This window comes from Pseudomonas sp. LBUM1645, assembly GCF_059716185.1.
This window is the reverse complement of record NZ_CP166811.1, coordinates 772,501-795,105: the sequence shown is the minus strand read 5'-3', so window position 1 is coordinate 795,105 and position 22,605 is coordinate 772,501. Positions and strand designations below refer to the sequence as shown.

Here is a 22,605-nt window from a genome sequence, read left to right as displayed (position 1 = left end):
GTCCTGTTTTTTGAATGACATGCCGTCCGGGCAGATCGCGATAATCGGGTCGATCCAAGGTTTCAGTGCCATGTTTCAGGCGCTTTCCGCCCCTTCTCGGCGGAGAAATAATGAACGATGTTTTAGAGAATTTTCGTGCAAAGTGAGCGGTCTTATAGTAGTTATCTCGCAGAAAATTCGAATCTAACCCCAATAAACGCGGATTTATTCCAACTATGAATCTCGACTCGACAGACCTGCGAATCCTGCACCAACTGCAACAGGATGGCCGCATCAGCAATCAGGAATTGGCGGAGAAAGTCGCCCTGTCGCCGTCGGCGTGTTTACGCCGTTTGCGCCTGTTGGAAAGTGAGGGAATCATCACCGGCTATCGCGCGGTACTGAATGCCGAACGGCTGGGAATCGAACTGGAAGCCATCGTCCATGTATCGTTGCGACAGGACGTCGAGGACTGGCACGAGACCTTCATCAAGAAAGTTCAGTTGTGGCCGGAAGTGGTCACCGCTTATGTGATTACCGGCGCGAGCAACTATGTTTTGCGGGTCCAGGCGCGCAACCTCAAACACTTCTCCGATTTCATCGTCAACCATTTGAACCGCACAGCAGGTGTCACCGATATCCGCTCGGAAATCGTCCTGCAAAAAATCAAGGAGCGAGAGGAGTTGCTTGATCTGGTGGTGCGTAAGTAAAAAGAAACCGCCAGGGAGATATCGACAACTCCCTGGACGTCGTAATCCTCAGAAGCCGCGCATGCGCCGGGCTTCGTTACGCTGCAAAGTCATGCTTGGGGATTCGTCGAACAACTTGCGGTACTCGGCAGAAAAACGCCCAAGGTGCGTGAAGCCCCACCCCATGGCGATCTCGGAAATATTGCGCGCAGAACCGTGCTCAAGAATGTCCTGACGCACGGCGTTCAAGCGGTATTTTTTCAGGTAGACCATCGGCGATAGCGCGAAGTACTTCTTGAACGCTTCGAACAATTTGAAGCGCGAGACTCCGGCCGCGGCTTCGATGTCTTCCAGATGCAGAGCTTCCCGGGCGTTTGCGTGAATGTATTGCCGGGCCCGGATCAGATAGTGCGGCAGCTTCACGCCCAACACGTCTCGCAGTTCTTCGGAATAATTGTTCGGCTGGGCGAGGATCAGCCCCTTGATCAAAGAGCTTTCGACATCCCGGGTGAAGGCCACCTGTTCATACAGTTCGCTGCTGCGTTCCAGTTCGGTGATGAAATAACGCGCCATGCGCCACCATGATGCCGACGCCCCGTCGACCGCATCCATCACCGACTCGAAACGCAGCGGCGCATCCAGCGGTCGCTGCAGCATGCCTTCCAGAGACTCACTCATGGCGGCGCGGGTGATCACCACCTGGACCTTGCGACAATCGCCGGAGATCGTCAGCACCTGGTTTTCATTCGGCGAAATGATCACCCCTTGATCGCGATTGGACTTCACCACGCTGCCGTTCTTGCTCAGCTCCTGCTCGCCCACCAACGGCAAACTCAGGCTGTAACTGCTGAAGTGCTCGGGGTCTTCGATATCGACGGTGACGTCGGTACCGTACTCAATCGTGCCCAGGGTTGTGGCCATCGACTTGAACACATTGGCGCTGTGATGAAAGCGGATCCGCTCCGGAGTGGTGGTCACGAGTCGATGGGGCCCGCAGATACCGGACATCCAGTTCCGCGCTCCCTCAACGTCAAAGCTATCAATACGAATGTCGCGAAACTGCGGATCAGTTTTGCTACTCATCACGGGGCACCCACGGCGATATTTTTCAAGCGCGCTCTGACGGCGCGTATCAGGCAGGAAAGAGCAAGTTCCAAGCCACAAAACGACGGTACCAACCCAGCGGATAGCAATCATCTACTAAGCGGACAACGCGCCCGGTTTGAAGCCCGCAAGCGCCATCGAACAGCATCCGACGTCCCGCAAAACAGTACCTGATTGCTGCAATCAGGTGCAGCCGTCCATCGCTTCGCGCACTGTTTGAGTAGTACCTGCCCAGCTCGATACGAGGGTGTTACCGCACAAATTTTATGGACTGCCTTCGTCGACAAACCGGATAGACCCCTGCCCGCCCCACTCTCTCTAATGAGCGCAACCGATTGGCCCGAATAAAAAAGGTACACACCCATGAGTGGCGAAAAAAACGTCGAGCAGTGGAAAGCGTTTATCGAAGGCTGCCTGGACTTCCGTCCGGCAGACGGCGTGTTCCGGATCGCCCGGGACATTTTCACCGAACCGCAGTTGTTCGATCTGGAGATGGAACTGATCTTCGAGAAGAACTGGATCTATGCCTGTCACGAAAGTGAGTTGGCCAACCATCACGACTTCGTCACCATGCGCGCCGGCCGCCAGCCAATGATCATCACCCGCGACGGTGACGGTCAGCTCAATGCGTTGATCAACGCCTGCCAGCATCGCGGCACAACTCTGACCCGCGTCGGCAAGGGCAACCAGTCGACCTTCACCTGCCCGTTCCACGCCTGGTGCTACAAAAGCGACGGCCGCCTGGTTAAGGTCAAGGCGCCCGGCGAATACCCCGAAGGGTTCGACAAGGCCACACGCGGCCTGAAAAAAGCACGCATCGAGAGCTACAAGGGGTTTGTGTTTATCAGCCTGGATGTTCATGCCGATAACAGCCTCGAAGACTTCCTCGGCGACGCCAAAGTGTTCTTCGACATGATGGTTGCCCAATCGCCGACCGGTGAGCTGGAGGTGCTGCCCGGCAAGTCGGCCTACACGTATGACGGCAACTGGAAATTGCAGAACGAAAACGGCCTCGACGGTTATCACGTCAGCACTGTCCACTACAACTACGTGGCCACCGTGCAACACCGCCAGCAGGTCAACAGCGAGAACGGCACTAGCAGCGGCACCACCCTCGACTACAGCAAACTCGGCGCCGGCGACGCCAATACCGATGACGGCTGGTTCGCCTTCGATAACGGCCACAGCCTGCTGTTCAGTGACATGCCAAACCCGACGGTGCGCTCCGGTTACGCCACGATCATGCCGCGGCTGATCGAAGAACACGGTCAGGAAAAAGCCGAGTGGATGATGCACCGACTGCGTAATCTGAACATTTATCCGAGCCTGTTTTTCCTCGATCAGATCAGCTCGCAACTGCGCATTATCCGCCCGATGGCCTGGAACAAGACCGAAATCATCAGCCAGTGCCTGGGCGTCAAAAACGAGTCGGACGCGGATCGTGAAAACCGGATTCGTCAGTTCGAAGACTTCTTCAACGTGTCCGGCCTGGGCACTCCGGATGACCTGGTGGAGTTCCGCGAAGCCCAGCGTGGTTTCCAGGCGCGCCTGGAACGCTGGAGCGATATTTCCCGTGGCAGTCACCAATGGGCAACCGGCGCCACGCCCAACAGCGAGTCGATCGGCATCGACCCGGCCATGACCGGCACCGAATTCACCCACGAAGGGCTTTACGTCAACCAGCACAGCAACTGGCAGAAATTCCTGCTCGATGGCCTGGAAGCGAAATCCCTGAAGTTACGTGAGGTGTGAACATGAATGCGCAATTGCAGTACCAGATCGAACAGTTTTTCTATCGCAAATCCGAACTGTGCGACGCCCAGGAGTGGGACGCCTATATCAAGCTGTTCGACGAGCACAGCGAGTTTCACCTGCCGCAATGGGACTCGGAACACGTTTACACCGTCGACCCCAAGCGCGAAATGTCGCTGATCTACTACCCCAATCGCTCCGGTCTGGAGGACCGCGTGTTCCGCCTGCGCACTGGCAAATCCGCGTCCTCGACGCCGATGCCGCGCACCTTGCACCTGATCAACAACGTGCGAATCGAAGAGGTCGAGGGCGGCGAGCTGGAGGTGCGTCTGAACTGGCACACCTTGTTCTATCGCCTGGCCACGTCCGAACAGTTCTACGGCCGCGCGACCTATCGCCTCAAGCCTCACGCAGGTAGCTGGCTGATCACCCGCAAGCATGTCCTGCTGCTCAACGACACCATCAACTCGGTGCTCGATTTCTACCACCTCTGAAACCATGGAGACCGGGGCATGAACCACAAGGTCGCGTTCAGCTTTGCCGACGGCAAAACGCTGTTCTTTCCCGTACAGCCTAACGAAATACTGCTCGACGCCGCCCTGCGCAATGGCATCAACATTCCTCTGGATTGCCGCGAAGGCGTCTGCGGAACGTGCCAGGGTCGCTGCGAATCGGGCGACTACAGCCAGGACTATGTGGATGAGGAAGCCCTCTCCAACCAGGACCTGCAACAACGCAAAATGCTCACCTGCCAGACTCGGGTGAAGTCCGACGCGGCATTTTATTTCGACTTCGCTTCCAGCCTGTGCAATGCCTCGGGCCCCGTGCAACTCAACGGCAAAGTCACTGAAATCAGGCAGGTCTCGGCCAGTACCGCGATCCTGCATCTGGATCTCGGCACGACAGCCTTGCTGGATTTTTTGCCGGGGCAATACGCCCGGTTGCTGATCCCTGGGACTCAAAGCAAGCGCTCCTACTCGTTCGCCAATCGACCGAGCGACAGCAATCAGCTGCAGTTCCTGATTCGCTTGCTGCCCGACGGTGTGATGAGTAACTACATCCGTGAACGCTGTCAGGTGGGTGACGAAATCGCCTTGGAGGCACCGCTGGGCGCCTTCTATCTGCGGCACATCGCCAAACCGCTGATCCTGGTGGCCGGCGGAACCGGGCTTTCCGCGCTGCTGGGTATGCTCGACGAACTCGCCGAGCGCGGATGCGCGCAACCGGTGCATTTGTACTATGGCGTGCGAGACGCTGCCGATCTGTGCGAACGCACACGCATCGAGGCCTATGCCGAGCGCATTCCGGGGTTTCGCTACACTGAGGTCGTCAGCGATCCTTCGCCACAATGGGCAGGAAAGCGCGGCTACATTGCCGAGCATTTCGACACCAGTGAACTGCGCGACGCACCGATCGACATGTACGTCTGCGGGCCACCGCCCATGGTCGAGTCGATCAAGAGCTGGTTGCAGACTCAGGCACTGGACAGCGTGCACCTGTATTACGAAAAATTCACCGAGAGTAATATCTGATCTTTCAAATCAGGCCTGACAACAATAATCAGAAGGGAACGAGATGGCGGATGAATTCTTGCAACAGGGAACGCTCAAGCGTGGGTTGAAAAATCGTCATATTCAACTGATCGCATTGGGCGGGGCAATTGGCACCGGGCTGTTTTTGGGCTCTGCCGGCGTACTCAAGTCGGCCGGGCCGTCGATGATCCTCGGCTATGCGATTGCCGGGTTCATTGCCTTCCTGATCATGCGCCAGTTGGGCGAAATGATTGTCGAAGAGCCGGTGGCCGGTTCGTTCAGCCATTTCGCCCACAAGTATTGGAGCGGTTATGCCGGATTTCTGTCCGGGTGGAACTATTGGGTGCTGTACGTGCTGGTGGGCATGGCCGAGCTGACGGCTGTCGGCAAGTACGTGCAGTTCTGGTGGCCGGAAGTCCCCACTTGGGTCAGCGCGGCGGTGTTCTTCGTGCTGGTCAACCTGATCAATACGATGAACGTCAAAGTCTTCGGCGAGATGGAGTTCTGGTTCGCGATCATTAAGGTCGTGGCGATCATCGGCATGATCGCCCTGGGTTGCTACATGCTGTTCAGCGGCTCCGGGGGCCCGCAAGCTTCGGTCAGTAACCTGTGGAGTCACGGCGGTTTCTTCCCCAACGGCACCACCGGTTTGCTGATGTCGATGGCGTTCATCATGTTCTCCTTTGGTGGCCTGGAGCTGGTCGGCATCACTGCCGCTGAAGCCAGCGAACCGAGGAAGGTGATTCCCAAGGCGATCAACCAGGTGGTGTATCGCGTGTTGATCTTCTACGTCGGCGCACTCACCGTGCTGCTTTCGCTGTATCCGTGGGATCAACTGCTGCAGACCCTGGGCGCTTCGGGCGATGCCTACAGTGGCAGCCCGTTCGTGCAGATCTTCTCGCTGATCGGCAGCGACACCGCCGCACATATCCTCAATTTCGTGGTACTGACCGCGGCGCTCTCGGTTTACAACAGCGGCGTCTACTGCAACAGCCGCATGCTCTACGGCCTGGCCGAACAGGGCGACGCTCCGAAGTCGCTGATGAAACTGAACAAACAGGGCGTGCCATTGCGGGCGCTGGGTATCTCGGCGCTGATCACTATGTTATCCGTGCTGGTCAACTACCTCGCGCCCCATGAAGCGCTGGAGTTGCTGTTCGCACTGGTGGTCGCCTCGCTAATGATTAACTGGACGCTGATCAGCCTGACCCACCTGAAGTTTCGTAAAATCATGGGCCAGCAAGGCATCGTGCCAAGCTTCAAGTCGTTCTGGTTTCCCTTCAGCAACTACCTGTGCCTGGCGTTCATGGCCATGATCATCTGCGTGATGTGGATGATTCCGGGGATACGCGCCTCGGTCTTCGCCATCCCGGTCTGGGTCTTGATCATCTACGTGTTCTATCGGATGCGTGTAGCGAGGGATCGAGGCTTGCCAGTCGCTCAATAGTCCCGGAGCTCAACAAAAAGCCCCGGCATTCAATGAATGCCGGGGCTTTTTTATACGGACGGGATCAAAGGGTCGAACGCACCCGCCACAACTCCGGGAACAGCACGGTATCGAGCATTTTGCGCAGATAACCGACACCTTCAGTGCCGCCGGTTCCTGGTTGAAAGCCAATGATCCGCTCAACCGTGGTGACATGGCGGAAGCGCCATTGACGGAACGAATCCTCGAGGTCGATGAGCTTTTCGGCCAGTTGATAGAGATCCCAATAAAGCGAAGGATCTTTGTAGACCTCGCGCCAGGCGGCTTCGACCGAGGCGTCATGCTCTGTCGGGCGGGTTGGGTCACGCTCGAAACGCTGTGGGTCAATCTTCAGACCCGCGCTGACCATCAATCGAATCGCTTCGTCATACAGCGAAGGGGTAGCGATCGCCTTTTCAAGCTCCTCCAACAGTTCCGGCCGATGGGCGTGGGGGCGCAACAGGGTCGCGCTTTTGTTGCCCAAAATGAACTCGATCTCACGGTATTGAAACGACTGAAAACCGGACGACTGCCCCAGAAAAGGCCTGATTGAATGGTATTCGGTGGGTGTCATGGTAGCCAGCACCGTCCAGGCATGCACCAGTTGATCAAAAATCCGCGAGACCCGCGCCAGCATCTTGAAGGCCGGCGGCAACTCTCCCAGCCGGACGTGTTCGCGGGCAGCCTTGAGCTCGTGCAACATCAGCTTCATCCACAACTCGGACGTCTGGTGCTGGATGATGAACAGCATCTCGTTATGGTCCGGCGACAACGGGTGCTGTGCACTGAGAATGCGCCCCAGATCCAAGTAGTCGCCGTAGCTCATGGAATCAGAAAAATTCAGCTCGGCGTTATGCCATTCCTCTGTCTGGTTGGCAGGTGAATAGGGACATTGGCTCATTGAGCAGGCTCCTCACGTTGCGGTGAATTCAATGGACGCAAAATTGCCCTCACCGGGCTGGCGTCGAGGTTGGCAAAGCGCAGCGGCAGCGCGATCAATTCATAGTCCCCTTCCGGGACCTCATCGAGCACGATGCCTTCGAGAATAGCCATGCCGTGACGGGCCACGGCGTTGTGCGAATCCATGGTCTTGGATTGCTGCGGGTCCAGCGATGGCGTATCGATACCGATCAAGCGCACGCCGAGACTGGCGAGCAGGTCGACGGTGTCTTTGGCGACGGCGGTGAAATCCGGGTCCCAGTTGGTCAGCGGCGCTTGTCGATACGTGCGCAGCAGGACACGTTCGGGCAGGTTGTCCAGACGACTCTCCAATTGCTCAGGCTGCACCAGTCGGCCGCTGTCCAGGCAATGCAACACCCGGCAAGGCCCGATATAGACATCGAGCGACACATCGCCAATGGCTGCTCCCTCCGCGCTGTAGTGCAGCGGCGCATCGACGTGAGCGCCGGTGTGCGGCGACAACGTGATACGCCCGACATTCACCGGGCATTCAGGCCCGAAGGTCCAGACGCGTTCCTCCTGGAACGGCGTATCACCCGGCCAGGTCGGTGTTGCGGTACTCAAGGGCGGGCTGATGTCCCACCACGACATTGTTTTCTTCATTGCAAAGCTCTCGGCCTTTTCCGAAGTGAATGATACGAGTGATACCTGTGCATGTTCTTGCAAAAACGTTCGGAAAAGCCTGGGGCTTTCGCACAAACTGCCAGGAATCGGCGGTTTATCGAGAGGAAATTTCAACGTGCCCATCGCCGGTTTCCACCGTCGAGCGTTGTTTGAATAGACGATGGCCGCTGCGCTTCTGGATACCTCAATGTCGAGCACAGACAACTGGTGCCGGACCAAGCCCTATAGGGTGCGACTTCAGTTCTCCCTAACGCTCGGAGTCATCATGTCCGCACCGATTACCGTTCTTCGCGATACCCACCCACTGCCGGTGCTCGACGCCTGCAAATGGGAAAAACTCGAAGGCGACCCGCACACCGTCAACCTCAACGCCTACACCAGCGAAGACGGCAGCAAGATCATGGGCACCTGGATCTGCACGCCGGGCAAGTGGTATGTGGAATACGTGAAGTGGGAATACTGCGATTTCCGCGAGGGGTACTGCATCATCACCCCAGAAGGAAAGGAGCCGATCCATCTGCGCGCCGGTGATATTTTCGTCATTGAGCCGGGCATGAAAGGCACGTGGGAAGTGGTTGAAACCGTGCGCAAGTATTTCGTGTTTGCCTGATACAAAAAAACCGGGAGATCACCCGACGTGATTTCCCGGTAAATATGCATAACCTGTGGCGAGGGAGCTTGCTCCCGCTCGGTTGCGAAGCAGCCGCAAAATCAGCAAATACAGTCTTTCTGAAGCACCGCATCCGCTGAACCTGGGTCCGCTTCGCGAACCAGCGGGAGCAAGCTCCCTCGCCACAAAAGCTCCACTCGCAATAGACCCGACCTTACTGAGGTTTGCGATAGCTGTTGATGATCGCCGAGAAGTCCTTGCCACCATCCCCACGCTGGCTCATCGCCTGGTACAACTGCTGAGCCACCGCGCCGAGCACCACCGGTTGGTGCGCTTGACGCGCCGCTTCCGTGGCCAGCCCCAGATCCTTGAGCATCAGTTCGGCACCGAAACCGCCGGTGTAACCGCGCGAGGCCGGCGCCGTTTCGACGATACCCGGCCACGGGTTGTACATCTCGGAACTCCAGCAACGGCCGGTGGAACTGTTGATGATCCCGGCCAACACTGTTGTGTCGATCCCGAGCGCATCACCCAGCGCCATGGCTTCGCTGACACCGACCATGGAGATCGCCAGCAGCAGGTTGTTGCAGATCTTGGCGATTTGCCCGGTGCCGACTTCGCCGCAATGGACGATGTTGCGGCCCATCTGCGCCAATACCGGTTGCAGGGTGGCGAACAGCTCAGGGGTAGCGCCAACCATAAACGTCAGGGTCCCGGCCGCAGCACCGCCAGTACCGCCCGACACAGGCGCATCCGCCATGGCCACGCCTTGCTTGGCCGCCGCCGCGGCGACATCACGTGCGGTCTGCGGATCGATGGTGCTGCAATCGACTGCCGGCACGCCCTTGCCAATCCCCGCCAGCACGCCGTCTTCACCCAGCCACACGCTGCGCACATGCACAGCGGCTGGCAGCATGGTGATCACCAGTTCTGCGCCTTGAGCGGCTTCACGCGCCGAAGCGCTGATGCTGCCGCCCAGTTGTTCCAGCTCGGCCAGAACGGTTTTGTTCAGGTCGACCAGGTTCAGTGCGTGGCCGGCCTTGATCAGGTTGCGCGCCATCGGCGCGCCCATGTTGCCGAGACCGATAAAAGCGATTTTCATGTCCGGCTCCTTAACGCAAGTTGATGGTGGTGTTCACACCGTCGTTGACGCTGTTGTCATCGAACCAGCGACTGGTGACAGTCTTGGTCTGAGTGTAGAACTGCACCACTTGCTTGCCATACGGACCGAGGTCGCCGAGCTTGGACCCGCGCGAACCGGTGAAGCTGAAGAACGGGACCGGCACCGGAATCGGGATGTTGATGCCGACCTGGCCAACGTCGATTTCGGTCTGGAATTTACGCGCCGCTGCACCGCTCTGGGTGAACAGGCCTGTACCGTTGCCAAACGGGTTGGCGTTGACCAGTGCGATAGCCTCATCGAGGGTATCGACTTCCAGCACCACCAGCACCGGACCGAAGATTTCCTGGGTGTAGATCTGCATCTCTGGGGTTACGCCGGAGAACAGGGTCGGGCCGACAAAGTTGCCCTTCTCGAAACCTGGAACCGTGATTTCGCGACCGTCCAGTTCCAGCTTGGCGCCTTCCTTGATGCCGCTCTCGATCAGATCCAGAATCCGAGCCTTGGCCTTTTTGGAAATCACCGGACCGACGTCAGTTCCCGGCTCGCTGCCGGCATTCACTTTGAGTTTCTGCGCCAGCGCCTTCAGGTCAGGCAGCCATTGTTTGGCCGCGCCCACCAGCACCACCACGGATGTGGCCATGCAGCGTTGCCCGGCTGCACCGAAACCGGCACCGACCAACGCGTTGAGCGCTTGTTCGCGGTTGGCATCCGGCAGCACAACGGCGTGGTTCTTCGCGCCCATCATCGATTGCACGCGTTTGCCGTGTTTACCGGCCAGGTCGTAGACGTGAGTGCCGACGGCGGTCGAACCGACGAAGGAAACAGCCTTGATGTCCTTGTGGGTGCAGAGCGCATCCACCACGTCTTTACCGCCATGAACGACGTTGAGCACGCCCGCCGGAACACCGGCCTCGATCGCCAGTTCCACCAGCAGCATGGTCGACATCGGGTCCTGTTCGGACGGTTTGAGCACGAAGGTGTTGCCGCAGGCGATGGCCATAGGGAACATCCACAGCGGAATCATCGCCGGGAAGTTGAACGGCGTGATGCCGGCGCAAACGCCGATTGGCTGACGCAGGGTGTAGGTATCGACGCCGCCAGCAACGTTCTCGGCGAACTCGCCCATTTGCAGGCTGCCGATGGAGCAGGCGTGCTCGACCACTTCCAGGCCGCGGAAGATATCGCCTTCAGCGTCAGCGATGGTTTTGCCTTGTTCGTTGCTGAGCACCACGGCGATGCGCTTGGAGTGTTCGCGAATCAACGCCTGGAGCTTGAGCATGATGCGCATCCGCGCGCCGATCGGCGTCAGCTTCCAGGTCTGGAAGGCGCGATGGGCGGCGCTGATGGCGGCATCGACTTCCTGCGCGGTAGCGAACGGTACTTTCGCCAGCACTTGCTGGGTCGCCGGGTTGACGATGTCGTGCCACTCGGTGGTTTGGGACTCGACCCACTCGCCGTCGATCAACAGCTTTACCGTTTGGACAGTGGTTTCGTTTGGCGTGAGCGATGCGTTCATGTTGGGTCTCCGGGACGTTGTTCTTATTTAGAGAGCTATCTAGGGAGCCAAGGCGAGAATGTCGCCTTGAGATGAGACGTGTGTCGCGAATTGGTTGTCGGACTGTTTTTGGAGTATAGATGTGCAAACTTCTAATAAGAACGCACATAAAAGCCGGTCCATCATGCAAAAAAACATCACGTCTCTAGGCTCGTTGAACTGGGATGACCTCAAGTTTTTCCTTGAAGTCGCCCGCACACGTAAGGCCAGCACCGCGGCGAAGCGCCTGGCGGTCGACTACACCACTGTGTCGAGGCGCATCAGCTCGCTGGAAGCGGCGCTGGGCACTTTGCTGTTCGAGAAATCCCGGACCAGCGGTTTTGTCCTGACCGCCGAAGGCCAGCGGTTGCTGGGCTACGCCGAGTCGATTGAAAGCACGCTGCACATGGCCTGCGAGCAGGTTTCGGGGTCCGGGGTCGCGTTATCCGGGCATGTGCGCATGGGCTGCACCGAAGGCTTCGGCAGCTTTTTCATCACTCCGCAGCTAAGCCATTTCGTCGACGCCTACCCGGCAATCTCGGTGGACATCCTGCCGTTGCCGCACTTCATCAGCCTGTCCAAGCGCGAGGCGGACATCGTCATCGCGCTGGAGCGCCCGGAGCATGGCCCGTACGTCTGCTGCAAACTCTGTGACTACAAATTACAGCTCTACGCGACTCAGGATTATCTCGACAAGCACCCACCGATCCGCCGCCCGGCAGACTTGGGTAAACATTCATTCATCAGTTACGTCGACGATCTGGCGTTCAGCTCGGAGCTGTTGTACCTGGCGAATGTGCTGCCCGGCGCCAGTGCCAACCTGCGCAGCACCAGTGTGATTGCGCAATTCGTGGCTGCTCAGCAAGGGCGGTCGCTGGCGATTCTGCCGTGCTTCCTGGCGGCCCAGGATCCGCGATTGCTGCCGGTGTTGCCGGAAGAGATCAACATCACTCGACAGTTCTGGATGTACTGCCGCGAAGACCTGCGCAAGCTCAAGCGGATCACCCTGTTGTGGGACTACATCCGTGCGGTCACTGAGAAGAATCAGGGTCTGTTGATGGGTGAAAGTCGGGAGACCCTGTTCGCCGATTAGTCGGCGCTCACCTCATCCATTTCCAGCATCAACCCGCTCAAGCGCTTGACCTTGCGTCGCACTGCCTCTTCGAATACGCCGGAACGAGGCTCGATCAGGGTGAACCAGTTTTTGGCCCGGGTAATCCCGGTATAGATCAATTCCTTGGTGAGTACAGGGTTCAGGGCATCCGGCAGAATCAACGCCGTATGGGCAAATTCCGAGCCCTGGGATTTGTGCACTGTCATGGCGTACACGGTTTCCACATCATTGAGCCGGCTCGGCAGAACAAACCGTACGCCGCCCTGACCATCATTACGCGGGAACGCCACACGCAGCACCTGCTTCCCAACCTCTGGCCCCTCGCGTTCCGGCAGTTTGAGGGCAATGCCGATGTCGCCGTTCATCAAACCCAGACCATAGTCGTTGCGGGTCATCAACACCGGCCGACCTTCGTACCACTGCTGGTCGCTGTCGATCAGCCGAGCCTTGAGCAGCGCGGCGGTCACGCGTTGATTCAAACCTTCCACGCCCCACGGCCCTTTGCGTACGGCGCATAACAATTGGAAGGCGTCGAAGGCTTGCAACACCTGCCGAGCCCAATCGGTCCAGCAGGGATCATCAAGCGTGCTGTCGAGCGGTGGCCGCAGGCTGCGCAAGAGACTCAGGTAATTGCGATAACCCTGCGGTCCATCGCCATGTCCCTCAAGCAGCAAGCGTTCCAGCGCCCGGTCCTGCTCCCCCTTGAGGGACAGGGAAAACACGTCGTCATGGCTTCGAGCCGCCAACAACTTGCGGGCTTCCTCGGGTTGCTGCTGGTTAACCCAACGAGCCAGTTGGCCGATGCCGCTGCCCTCGCCGAACCGGCGTGAATGACGCAGCATCACAACTTGCTGGGCCAGCGGATGAGTCCCTTGGGTGTCTTCCTGCAAACCGCTGGCATCCAGGCTTTCACCACTGACCGTTTCCAGCCACACGCGAGTCTGTGGGCTGTACCAACCGGCCTCGGCGTCGCGGCACAGGTCGCCCAGCACGGCGCCGGCTTCCACCGATGCCAGTTGATCCTTGTCACCGAGCAGCACCAGACGGGCATGGGCCGGCAACGCATCGAGCAGGTTGGCCATCATTTCCAGATCGATCATCGAGGCTTCGTCCACCACCAAGACATCCAGCGGCAAGCGATTATCGGCGTGGTGACGGAAGTGTCGAGTACCGGGGCGACTGCCGAGCAGACGGTGCACGGTGGTGACGTCTGACGGGATCTTCACTCGTACGGTTTCATCGACTTCCAGGGTTCTGACCTGCTGACTGATCGACTCCGTCAGGCGGGCTGCAGCCTTGCCGGTGGGTGCCGCGAGACGAATACGCAACGGCTTGCCCGCCTCCACTGCCGGCGCCTGGAGCAACGCCAGCAAACGCACGACCGTGGTCGTCTTGCCGGTCCCCGGGCCACCGGTAACGATGCTGAATGCGCTGCGGGTGGCGAGGGCACAGGCGAGTTTCTGCCAGTCAATCACTTCGCCGGGCCTGGCTGGGCCGAACAAGCTGGTGAGGCGTTGGGACAAATCATCCGGCGTGGTTTCGTGTTCCACCAGCCGTTGGCGCAGCGAGTTGTCGATACGCCGTTCGTAAGCCCAGTAGCGACGCAAGTACAAGCGTTTGCCCGATAACACCAATGGCCGATGCTGCGCCGCCTCGCGACCATCAACCGCCAATGCGACCAGACTACTGGAGGCCAAGACCTTGCACCAATGGGCACCGTCCAGCGCCTCAAGCAATTGCGACGGCAGCAACATCGCACCACTTTGCACATCACCTTCTGGTGGCAGCGACAGGGCGAAGTCTGGTTCCTTGAGCGTTTCGAACACATCCAGGCACACATGACCGTGGCCCAGTTGATGACTGGCCAACGCAGCGGCCAGCAACACCAGTGGATCATCGTCGGGAGCGAGCTCATGAAGAAAAGCGACGAAGGCTTTGTCCAGCGCTCGCAGCCAGCCGCGCTCAACCCAGCGCGTCAGCAACAACAGCAAGTCATCGGCGCGACTCAATGGCGCCAGATCCGCAAGGCTTTCGGCTGTCAATGAAGTGGGCAGCAAATCAGCGAAGGTGCGACTCATAGCAAAACTCCCTGTTCCCAGGCGGGTTCGGCCTTGGGTTCTGGCTTGCCCTGGAACAGCCGGTCCAGACGCTCGATCAGCTCTCCTGGAGGACGGGCGAAATAAACGCCTTGGCTGGACGCACGCGTACCACGCAGGAACAGGTACAGCGCGCCACCGACATGCCGGTCGTAATCGTAATCGGCAAGTCGCGCCTTGAGCTGGCGATGCAGGGCCAACAGGTACAGCACGTATTGCAGGTCGTAACGGTTGTCGAGAATCGACTGCTCCATGGCCTGCTCGGTGTAGGCCGCGTCATCGACGCCCAGCCAGTTGGATTTATAGTCGGCGACGTAATAGCGGCCGTCGTGCTCGAACGTCAGGTCGATGAAGCCTTTGAACATGCCATTGAGCAACACCGGCTCGGCAGCCACCCGGGCCACGCCGTTGTGGGTGTATTGACGCACCAGTTCATCGAGCTTGAGCACATCGACCTTATGACTGGCGAACCAGAACTCCATCTCGACGCGATATTGGGTGAGCTGCTCGAATACCACTGGGGCCTGCCCGCCGCCGATATGCAGCGGGGACGTAAGCAGATGCTTTAGCCAGTCGCTCAGGGCGGTTATCCAGCCCTCCCAGCCACGGCGATTGCAGCGACGGGCAATGGCGTCTTCCACCGCTTGCGGCGTGGCGGCAAAACCTTCGTCACCGGCCCATTCGAGCAAACCATGGAGAAAGGTGCCGGGGTTCGGACCACGAGGGAATCGATGGATATCAGCACCACCGGCCACCACTTCTCGTGGTGCTTGCGGATCGAGGCGTTCGTCGTCGAATAGCTTTTGCGCCTGCGGGCTCTCCGGCGCTTCATCAGTGCCCACGCTCATGCTGTCGCCAATGCGCAGGGCACTGTAGGAAGCAATCCACCAGTTTTCGCTGGCCTTGCGCTTGGGTATCAGCGGAGCAAGCAACGTCGCATCGTTGTGCGGCGGATGGTAGTGCTCGACGGTCGCTTCAGGCATTTCACCGTAGTTCAGCGCTGCACAATCCTGCTGCAGGTCTTCCAGCCAACGCTTCAAACCTGCCGACTCGGCCAATGGTGCACCGCCGCCCAGCAGATAACCCAATGCTGAGAGGTGCAGCACCGAGCTGTTGTTATTGCCGCGCTTGAGATCAGTCACTCCGAGCCAGCAGGCGTGTTGCGCCCGGGTCAGGGCCACGTAAAGCAAGCGCAGATCCTCGGCAAGACGCTCATCATCCGCCTGAACAATCAACTCGGCCGTCGGCCTCAAGGTCACTTGAGCCTTGCCCGTGGCGTCGTGGTAATGCAACGGCAGACGGCTGCCATCCACCGGTTTCGCCGAGCAAATGAATGGCAGGAACACCAAGGGATACTCAAGCCCCTTGGACTTGTGAATGGTCACGACTTTGACCAGTTGTTCGTCACTCTCCAGACGCAGGATCTGCTCTTCGCCGGCCTGACCGGACAACGCCAGATGTTCGGACAAATGACGGATCAGCGCTTGTTCACCATCGAGTTCGGCGGCCGCCTGTTGCAGCAACTCGGACAGGTGCAGCAAATTGGTCAGCACCCGCTCGCCGTCACTGCGCATGATCAATGTCTGTGGCAACTGGAAGTCATGCAGCAATCGACGCAGCATTGGCAACACGCCCTGCTTGCGCCAGAGCTCGCGATAATGGCGGAACTGCATGACCCGCGCTTCCCACGCCAGTTCGTCCTGATTCAACCGCTCCAGTTCAGCCAGCGACAGGTTCAGCGTGATGCAGGCCAATGCGGCCCGCAGTGGACGCTCGACATCCGGCTCGGCACAAGCCTTGAGCCAGGTCAGCAGATCGTGGGCCTCTTGGGCGGCGAACACCGAGTCCTTGTCTGATAGATAGACGCTGCGCACGCCACGGGCGGAGAGTTCGCCACGCACAGCCTGGGCTTCTTTACCGTCGCGGACCAGGATCGCGATATCCGCTGGCAGCAGCCCTCTGAAGTCCTTGCCGTCCTGTATGAAACCCGCGCGACCTTGTTGCCCGCCGTTGAGTAATGCGGTGATTTCACTGGCGCAGGCGGCGGCGAGTTGTTGTCGGTACACCGCGCCGGACAGCGGCTGATCGGCGGACAGGTGCCAGATGTTCAGGGCGGGCACGACCTGGCCGTCGATGTGCAGAACTTCTTTGCGCCCTTGGGATTCGACGGGCAGGAACGGTACCGGGTTCTCACCATTCTTTTCACGAAACAGGAACGCGCCTCGCCCGGTCTCGCGAGACTCGGCACGCTCGAACACATGGTTGACCGCTCGGACCATGCCATGGCTGGAACGGAAATTCGTACCCAGGGTATGCAGCCGGCCAGCGGTGGCCTGGCGGGCGCGCAAGTAGGTGTAGATGTCGGCACCGCGGAACGCGTAGATCGCTTGCTTGGGGTCGCCGATCAGGAACAGACCGCATTCGGGATTGTTGTCTTCGATGCGATAGATGCTCTCGAAGATCCGGTATTGCACCGGGTCGGTGTCCTGGAACTCGTCGATCAACGCCACCGGAAACTGCTCGCGAATCAGGGTCGCCAGCCGCTCACCGCCATCGGACTGCAACGCGGCATCGAGGCGCAGCAGCATGTCATCGAAGCCCATCTCCGCACGACGACGCTTTTCTTCCTCGAACCGTGTACCGACCCACTGGGCGGCGTGTTGCAGCACGGCAGCATCAGGCGTCGGCAATCCATCGAGACTGGCCTTGAGGCCGGGCATGGCATCCAGTCCTGGATGACTGGGTACTTCGCCCTTCCAGGCTTCAGCCATACCATCGGGCGTCAGGCGCGTGAATCCGGTACCGATATCCAATTGCTCAAGGGATTCGTCTTCAGACCAGACCCTGATCTTTTCAAACCAGGGTTCGAAATAGCGCGCCTGCATCTTGCGACCGTCGACGCTCTTGCTTGCAACGCCCTGATGACAGATCGCAAGCAACTCGTCCGCCCACTGGCGCCAGGGCATCTTGAGTTCGAGCAAGGCTGCGCGTCGCTCTTGCAGACACTCAGTGATCAGCTCCGCAGGCTCTTTACCTTCAACGCTGTCTCGCTCACTGGCGAACAAACCACGTACTCGCGGCAGTAATGCCGCTGGACCGCCCCAATTCCCACGCACCCAGTTCAGCGCATCGCCTTGCATCGGGTAGCAAAACAGGCGCCAGTAATCGCGCAGGACTTCGCCCAGCAAATCGCTGTGATCGGTTTCCAGGGATTGTGTAAACAGGCTGCCACTGTCGAACGCGTGTTCGCGCAACATGCGCTGGCACCAACTGTGGATGGTTGAAACTGCTGCCTCGTCCATCCACTGCGCGGCGATGTCCAGGCGGTTCGCGCATCCGGACCACTGCTCGGGAAGGTACTCCTCACGAAGCTCCGCGATAAGGCTATCGGGCGCCGGTGTTTCATCACGGAAAAATCGCGCTGCTTCAGCAAGACGTGTGCGGATACGTTCGCGCAATTCTTTGGTCGCGGCATCGGTGAACGTCACAACGAGGATTTGTGGCGGCAACAGTTCACGTCCGAAGCCGCTCGACTCTGCGCCGTGGCCAAGGACCAGGCGCAGATAAAGCGCAGAAATGGTGAAGGTCTTGCCGGTCCCGGCGCTCGCTTCGATCAGTTGGCTGCCGCGCAGGGGAAATGCCAAGGCCAGAGGCTTCGTGGTCATCAGCGCGCCTCCTCGCTGCTCAATGAACGCCAAGGCGCTTCAAGCAGCGGCCGGTACAACGCGTTGCACCAATCCGGGAACGTTTCGTCTGCGGTAAGCGTGTCGTAGTCGGCGAACTGCCGGGCGAGTGCCGGGCTTTCGCGACGCTCGCCGTCGGTGGTCAGGCCATCGCCCTCATAAGCCTTGCGGGCTGCGGCCTGGGCTTTGACCGGATCAGTTTGACCAAGCCATGCGAAGCCGGTCTTCACCGCAATCGGCAGTGGTTGACGCATGCCGGTTTGCCAAGCCATTAACAGGTCGCCCAGAATCCGCAACGCTGCATCCTCCGCCATCGGACCGAGCAGCAGACTGTCGTCACTGGCCACCAACGCGGTGGTCATCGCCATACCACTGGCGCAGGCAACCAGATGATTGACCCATGGCCGTGTCAGCCGATGCCATTTGCGCGACTTGATCGAGCCGATGCTGTTGGGGATTGTAGTGACTGATAGCAAACCACCGTCCGCACGTTGATGCAGGCCGCTGAGCCAACCTTCCAGACGCAGCCCCTGCAACTCCAGATTCACTGGCAGAGCGTTGGTGAGCGGCGTTGGCCATAAAGCCAAAAGCTGTTGATAACGCTGCAACAGATCCGGCAACGGTTCGATCAACTCTCGCTGAAGGCATTCGCCGAATCCGGCCATAGGCAGAAGCCCACTGTTTTGCAGACGTTTTGCCTGTGCTTCCAGTACCTGGTCGGTGCTATCCAGATGTCCCAGCGCCGCTTCGAGCAAGCTGTCGCTAAGGCTGTAACGTTGCAACGCGTCGAGTACAAATGGCTCTTCATCCGCCAAGGGCACTTCAGCCGCTTCGAAGTACACCTTCAGTCGCTGACTGAAGAAATGTCGCACAGGATTACGCAGAAAGTCCTGCAGTTGGCCGAGACTCAACGGCTCCTCCTGAACGTAGGGATCAAGGACCTCGATATCAGTCGACGACTCACTGGTTTGATGCAGCACCTGCCATTCATTCGCGTAGCTGAACAAATCATCGCCCTCATGGAAGTAGCGGGCGCTGAACGGTTGCAGTGGATGTTCCTGAGTGATGGCCTCAAGCAGATCTTCGTCGACATCATGCAGTCGCCAGCCGCTGGCCAGATGATCCCGCAATTGGCCGATCAGTACCGACGCAGGGCGTTCACTGTTATCTCGAATGCTGCGACCGACCCAGCTGATATAGAGTTGGTCACGTGCCGACAACAGGGCTTCCAACAGTAGATAGCGGTCATCTTCACGTCGGGAGCGATCGCCAGGGCGGTAATCACTGCCCATGAGGTCGAAGTCCAGTGGCGGCTGTGCGCGCGGGTAGTCCCCGTCATTCATGCCCAGCAGGCAGACCAGTTTGAACGGGATCGCGCGCATGGGCATCAAGGTGCAGAAGTTAACCGCACCGGCCAGAAAACGCTGGGACAAGCGACCCTGATCAAGGCCGGCGAGCCAGGCTTCACGGACCACGGTCAACGGCAATTCATCATGCAAGCCAACTGACTCGCACGTCTCAAGCCAGGTTTCACGCAGCTCTTCGAGTTGGGCTAACACGTAGTCGTCATGCTCGTTACTGGCCAGGAAAAACAACTGAACCAGTGCGTGCAATCGAAAGCCCCATTGTTTGGGAGCTGCGGGTTGAGAGAGTTCCTGGTGGGCAATCTCCAATGCGTCCAACAGCGCGACCAAAGGACCAATGAGCGCGGCATCCAGACCACCGATCTCGTCGTAGGGTTCGATACCCTCGCAAGCACTGGCACTGCCCACGGCATAACCGAGCAGCATCCGCCGCAGACCGAAACGCCAACTGTTTTGTTCCAGCTCTTGCGGCAGACCGAGACCCGCGCGCTGCTCGGCATTCATGCCCCAGCGGATGCCTGCGCCTTCGATCCAACGGTGCAGGGTCGGCAGATCACGTTCCTCTACACCGAAGCGAGCGCGTAGTGCAGGAACGTCCAGCAGATCGAGGATCTCGCTCACGGGGAAACGGCTGTCGGGCAGTTTGAGCAGATGCTCGATAGCAATCAGTAGCGGATCACGGCCGCGTTGACCTTGATCGGCGAGCGTGAAGGGAATGAAACGCGGGTCGTGGCGTTCAAGCTGAGCAAACACCGCGCGAATATGCGGTGCGTAGCTGTCGATGTCAGGGACCATCACGATCACATCGCGAGGCCGTAACTCCGGATCAGCACTGAAGCGTGCAAGCAACTGGTCGTGAAGGATCTCCACTTCGCGCTGGGCACTATGGGCGATGTGAAAACGGATCGATTCGTCCTTTGCCGGATCAACAGCCGGCCAGCGCTCGCGAGTCTCGTTCAAGGGACGCAATTCAAGAGTGTCGTCCTGCAATTGATTGAGCATGTTCAGTGGCTGGCTGTCGCTGAACAGGTCGATACGACCATCGCGGAATGCCGAGCGATAGCTGTTGGGATCGTCGTAGCTGTCGAGCAGATTGATATAGTCCCGCCCCTGCTTGCCCCACGCCGCCAGTAGTGGATGGGCATGCTGGTGAAGGGTTTGCGGGTCGAGCACAACCGGCATTCCGCTCTTGCGAGCCTGACGCTTGTATTGATGCCGCAACAGGTCTTTATCGGCGACGATGTCCGCCCAATGGTGACGACACGGGTTATGTACGCAAAGCAGAACCTGGCTGAACCGGGCTAGTCCCGCCAGTGCTTCCAGGGCTTGAGCGGGCAGTGAAGAAATCCCGAAAACGATCACCCGTGAAGGCAATCCACTGGGGGCGACGTCGAGGCTGTTGATGCGTTCGATAAACCGTTGATGGACGCCGGCTCGGCTTTGCGCCATGCCTTGTTCACCCACATCCAGCAACAGCGCACGCCACAACTCTGCCTGCCAGCAGTTAGCCGGGGTCAGAGGTTTGGTTTCACCTCTGCCATTTCGTAATTGATGACGACCTTCTGCCCAGTCTTCGAGCCAATCGGCCCTGTACACCTGATATTGGTCGAACAGGTCCGCCAGTCGCTCCGCCAATTGATAGCGTTTACGTAAGTCTGTGTCATTCGTAAGGAAGCGCTGCAGCGGTTCGAAGTGCGGTTGATTGATCAACTGAGGAAGCAGGCGCATCAGACGCCAGGTCAAGGGAGCTTTATCGAGCAGGGATTTGACCGGGATTTCGTCACGCCCAAGCACCATGCGATAGAGCTGCCACATGAAGCTACCCGGTAACTGCACGTCGATGGCTGCGGCGATTCCACAGCCGCCCGTGTCATCGTCTTCAGGGTCTTCCGCCAGTGCCAGCTTCAGCCATTGGGCGATGCCGTTGCTCTGTACCAGGGCAATTTCATTTTCCAAGGGAGCCAACGGATAACGCCGCATCCAGCTGACCACCAGGCTGCGCAACTCGTCCAGGCGGTTGCCGTGAACCACCATAAAACCAGCACTGAGGGACGTCGCGTCCGGCATAAAGGCTTCCTTGGGAAAATACAAAAGCTAGGGCCGAACCTTAGCATTGTCGGGAGACTGTGACAGCCGGGAGCCGTCCGGTATTGCTGTGAGAACTTTCCTGCGGGCAAAACAAAACCCCTACCTGCATACGCAGATAGGGGTTTCGGAATTTAATCTTGACGATGACCTACTCTCACATGGGGAAACCCCACACTACCATCGGCGATGCATCGTTTCACTGCTGAGTTCGGGATGGGATCAGGTGGTTCCAATGCTCTATGGTCGTCAAGAAATTCGGTAGCCAGGTCGTGGGCCTTTGCAGGTTCACGCTCCAGCGAATGGGTATGCGATAGTTTGGTGTTTTGCGAGTATCTCGAACTTTCGGTTCGTTTCGTCTTCACACACCGCAATCTGGCCTCTTTCGAGTTCACAAATTGCTTGGGTGTTATATGGTCAAGCCTCACGGGCAATTAGTATTGGTTAGCTCAACGCCTCACAGCGCTTACACACCCAACCTATCAACGTCGTAGTCTTCGACGGCCCTTCAGGGGACTCAAGGTCCCAGTGAGATCTCATCTTGAGGCTAGTTTCCCGCTTAGATGCTTTCAGCGGTTATCTATTCCGAACATAGCTACCCGGCAATGCCACTGGCGTGACAACCGGAACACCAGAGGTTCGTCCACTCCGGTCCTCTCGTACTAGGAGCAGCCCCTCTCAAATCTCAAACGTCCACGGCAGATAGGGACCGAACTGTCTCACGACGTTCTAAACCCAGCTCGCGTACCACTTTAAATGGCGAACAGCCATACCCTTGGGACCGGCTTCAGCCCCAGGATGTGATGAGCCGACATCGAGGTGCCAAACACCGCCGTCGATATGAACTCTTGGGCGGTATCAGCCTGTTATCCCCGGAGTACCTTTTATCCG

General features: G+C 58.6%; 15 protein-coding genes and 2 rRNA genes (1 of these 17 only partly in view). 7 read left to right on the top strand and 10 right to left on the bottom strand.

The window, feature by feature from the left end; all coding sequences use genetic code 11:
- Nucleotides 1-215: 215 nt before the first annotated feature.
- Complete coding sequence (locus tag ACA079_RS03390; RefSeq protein WP_140681733.1) at nt 216-689, top strand: Lrp/AsnC family transcriptional regulator; 474 nt, start codon at nt 216-218, stop codon at nt 687-689.
- A gap of 48 nt (nt 690-737) precedes the next feature.
- Here ACA079_RS03390 and ACA079_RS03385 read toward each other — a convergent pair whose 3' ends face one another.
- Nucleotides 738-1,751 carry an AraC family transcriptional regulator gene (locus ACA079_RS03385; RefSeq protein WP_497702578.1) on the bottom strand — a complete coding sequence of 338 codons (1,014 nt, stop codon included), beginning with the start codon at nt 1,749-1,751 and terminating at the stop codon, nt 738-740.
- Nucleotides 1,752-2,135: 384 nt separating this feature from the next.
- Here ACA079_RS03385 and antA point away from each other — a divergent pair, with 384 nt between their 5' ends.
- The 4 genes from antA to ACA079_RS03365 are packed head-to-tail and all read left to right on the top strand — an operon-like array spanning nt 2,136 to nt 6,503.
- Entirely contained in the window at nt 2,136-3,524 is a 1,389-nt protein-coding gene (gene antA, locus ACA079_RS03380; RefSeq protein ID WP_497702577.1) for an anthranilate 1,2-dioxygenase large subunit, read from the top strand.
- Nucleotides 3,525-3,526: 2 nt separating this feature from the next.
- Nucleotides 3,527-4,018, top strand: a complete 492-nt coding sequence (gene antB / locus ACA079_RS03375) for an anthranilate 1,2-dioxygenase small subunit (protein WP_497702576.1) — start codon at nt 3,527-3,529, stop codon at nt 4,016-4,018.
- Nucleotides 4,019-4,036: 18 nt separating this feature from the next.
- Entirely contained in the window at nt 4,037-5,056 is a 1,020-nt protein-coding gene (antC, locus tag ACA079_RS03370) for an anthranilate 1,2-dioxygenase electron transfer component AntC (RefSeq protein WP_497702575.1), read from the top strand.
- Between the two features lie 43 nt (nt 5,057-5,099).
- On the top strand, nt 5,100-6,503 hold the full coding sequence (locus tag ACA079_RS03365) for an amino acid permease (RefSeq protein ID WP_497702574.1): 1,404 nt from the start codon (nt 5,100-5,102) through the stop codon (nt 6,501-6,503).
- Between the two features lie 64 nt (nt 6,504-6,567).
- On the opposite strand, the gene kynA is transcribed toward ACA079_RS03365, so the two are convergent.
- Both kynA and kynB read right to left on the bottom strand, forming a co-directional pair.
- Nucleotides 6,568-7,422, bottom strand: a complete 855-nt coding sequence (gene kynA / locus ACA079_RS03360; RefSeq protein WP_497702573.1) for a tryptophan 2,3-dioxygenase — start codon at nt 7,420-7,422, stop codon at nt 6,568-6,570.
- Nucleotides 7,419-8,084, bottom strand: a complete 666-nt coding sequence (gene kynB / locus ACA079_RS03355; protein WP_497702572.1) for an arylformamidase — start codon at nt 8,082-8,084, stop codon at nt 7,419-7,421. Before kynB ends, kynA begins: the two co-directional genes overlap by 4 nt.
- Nucleotides 8,085-8,370: 286 nt before the next feature.
- Here kynB and ACA079_RS03350 point away from each other — a divergent pair, with 286 nt between their 5' ends.
- The gene (locus ACA079_RS03350; protein WP_008024653.1) at nt 8,371-8,715 is read left to right on the top strand and encodes a cupin domain-containing protein; all 345 of its coding nucleotides are present in this window, start codon (nt 8,371-8,373) and stop codon (nt 8,713-8,715) included.
- A gap of 214 nt (nt 8,716-8,929) precedes the next feature.
- On the opposite strand, the gene mmsB is transcribed toward ACA079_RS03350, so the two are convergent.
- Together mmsB and ACA079_RS03340 are read right to left on the bottom strand one after the other, a co-directional pair.
- Nucleotides 8,930-9,817: a 3-hydroxyisobutyrate dehydrogenase gene (mmsB, locus tag ACA079_RS03345; protein WP_497702571.1), complete on the bottom strand. Its 888-nt coding sequence runs from the start codon at nt 9,815-9,817 to the stop codon at nt 8,930-8,932.
- 10 nt (nt 9,818-9,827) lie between these two features.
- The gene (locus tag ACA079_RS03340) at nt 9,828-11,354 is read right to left on the bottom strand and encodes a CoA-acylating methylmalonate-semialdehyde dehydrogenase (protein WP_046055588.1); all 1,527 of its coding nucleotides are present in this window, start codon (nt 11,352-11,354) and stop codon (nt 9,828-9,830) included.
- 163 nt (nt 11,355-11,517) lie between these two features.
- On the opposite strand from ACA079_RS03340, the gene ACA079_RS03335 reads away from it, so the two are divergent.
- A complete protein-coding gene (locus tag ACA079_RS03335) occupies nt 11,518-12,465 on the top strand; it encodes a LysR family transcriptional regulator (protein ID WP_008149109.1) in 948 nt (315 codons plus the stop codon).
- Here ACA079_RS03335 and recD read toward each other — a convergent pair.
- The 5 genes from recD to ACA079_RS03310 all read right to left on the bottom strand — a co-directional run.
- Nucleotides 12,462-14,564: an exodeoxyribonuclease V subunit alpha gene (gene recD / locus ACA079_RS03330; protein WP_497702570.1), complete on the bottom strand. Its 2,103-nt coding sequence runs from the start codon at nt 14,562-14,564 to the stop codon at nt 12,462-12,464. The two genes, ACA079_RS03335 and recD, sit on opposite strands and share 4 nt — an antisense overlap.
- Entirely contained in the window at nt 14,561-18,247 is a 3,687-nt protein-coding gene (gene recB / locus ACA079_RS03325) for an exodeoxyribonuclease V subunit beta (protein ID WP_497702569.1), read from the bottom strand. Before recB ends, recD begins: the two co-directional genes overlap by 4 nt.
- Entirely contained in the window at nt 18,247-21,696 is a 3,450-nt protein-coding gene (gene recC / locus ACA079_RS03320) for an exodeoxyribonuclease V subunit gamma (RefSeq protein WP_497702568.1), read from the bottom strand. The genes recB and recC overlap by 1 nt, the downstream gene beginning before the upstream one ends.
- 156 nt (nt 21,697-21,852) lie before the next feature.
- Nucleotides 21,853-21,968 (bottom strand): 5S ribosomal RNA (rrf, locus tag ACA079_RS03315).
- 159 nt (nt 21,969-22,127) lie between these two features.
- Nucleotides 22,128-22,605: ribosomal RNA gene (locus tag ACA079_RS03310) — 23S ribosomal RNA — on the bottom strand (it continues 2,414 nt past the right edge of the window).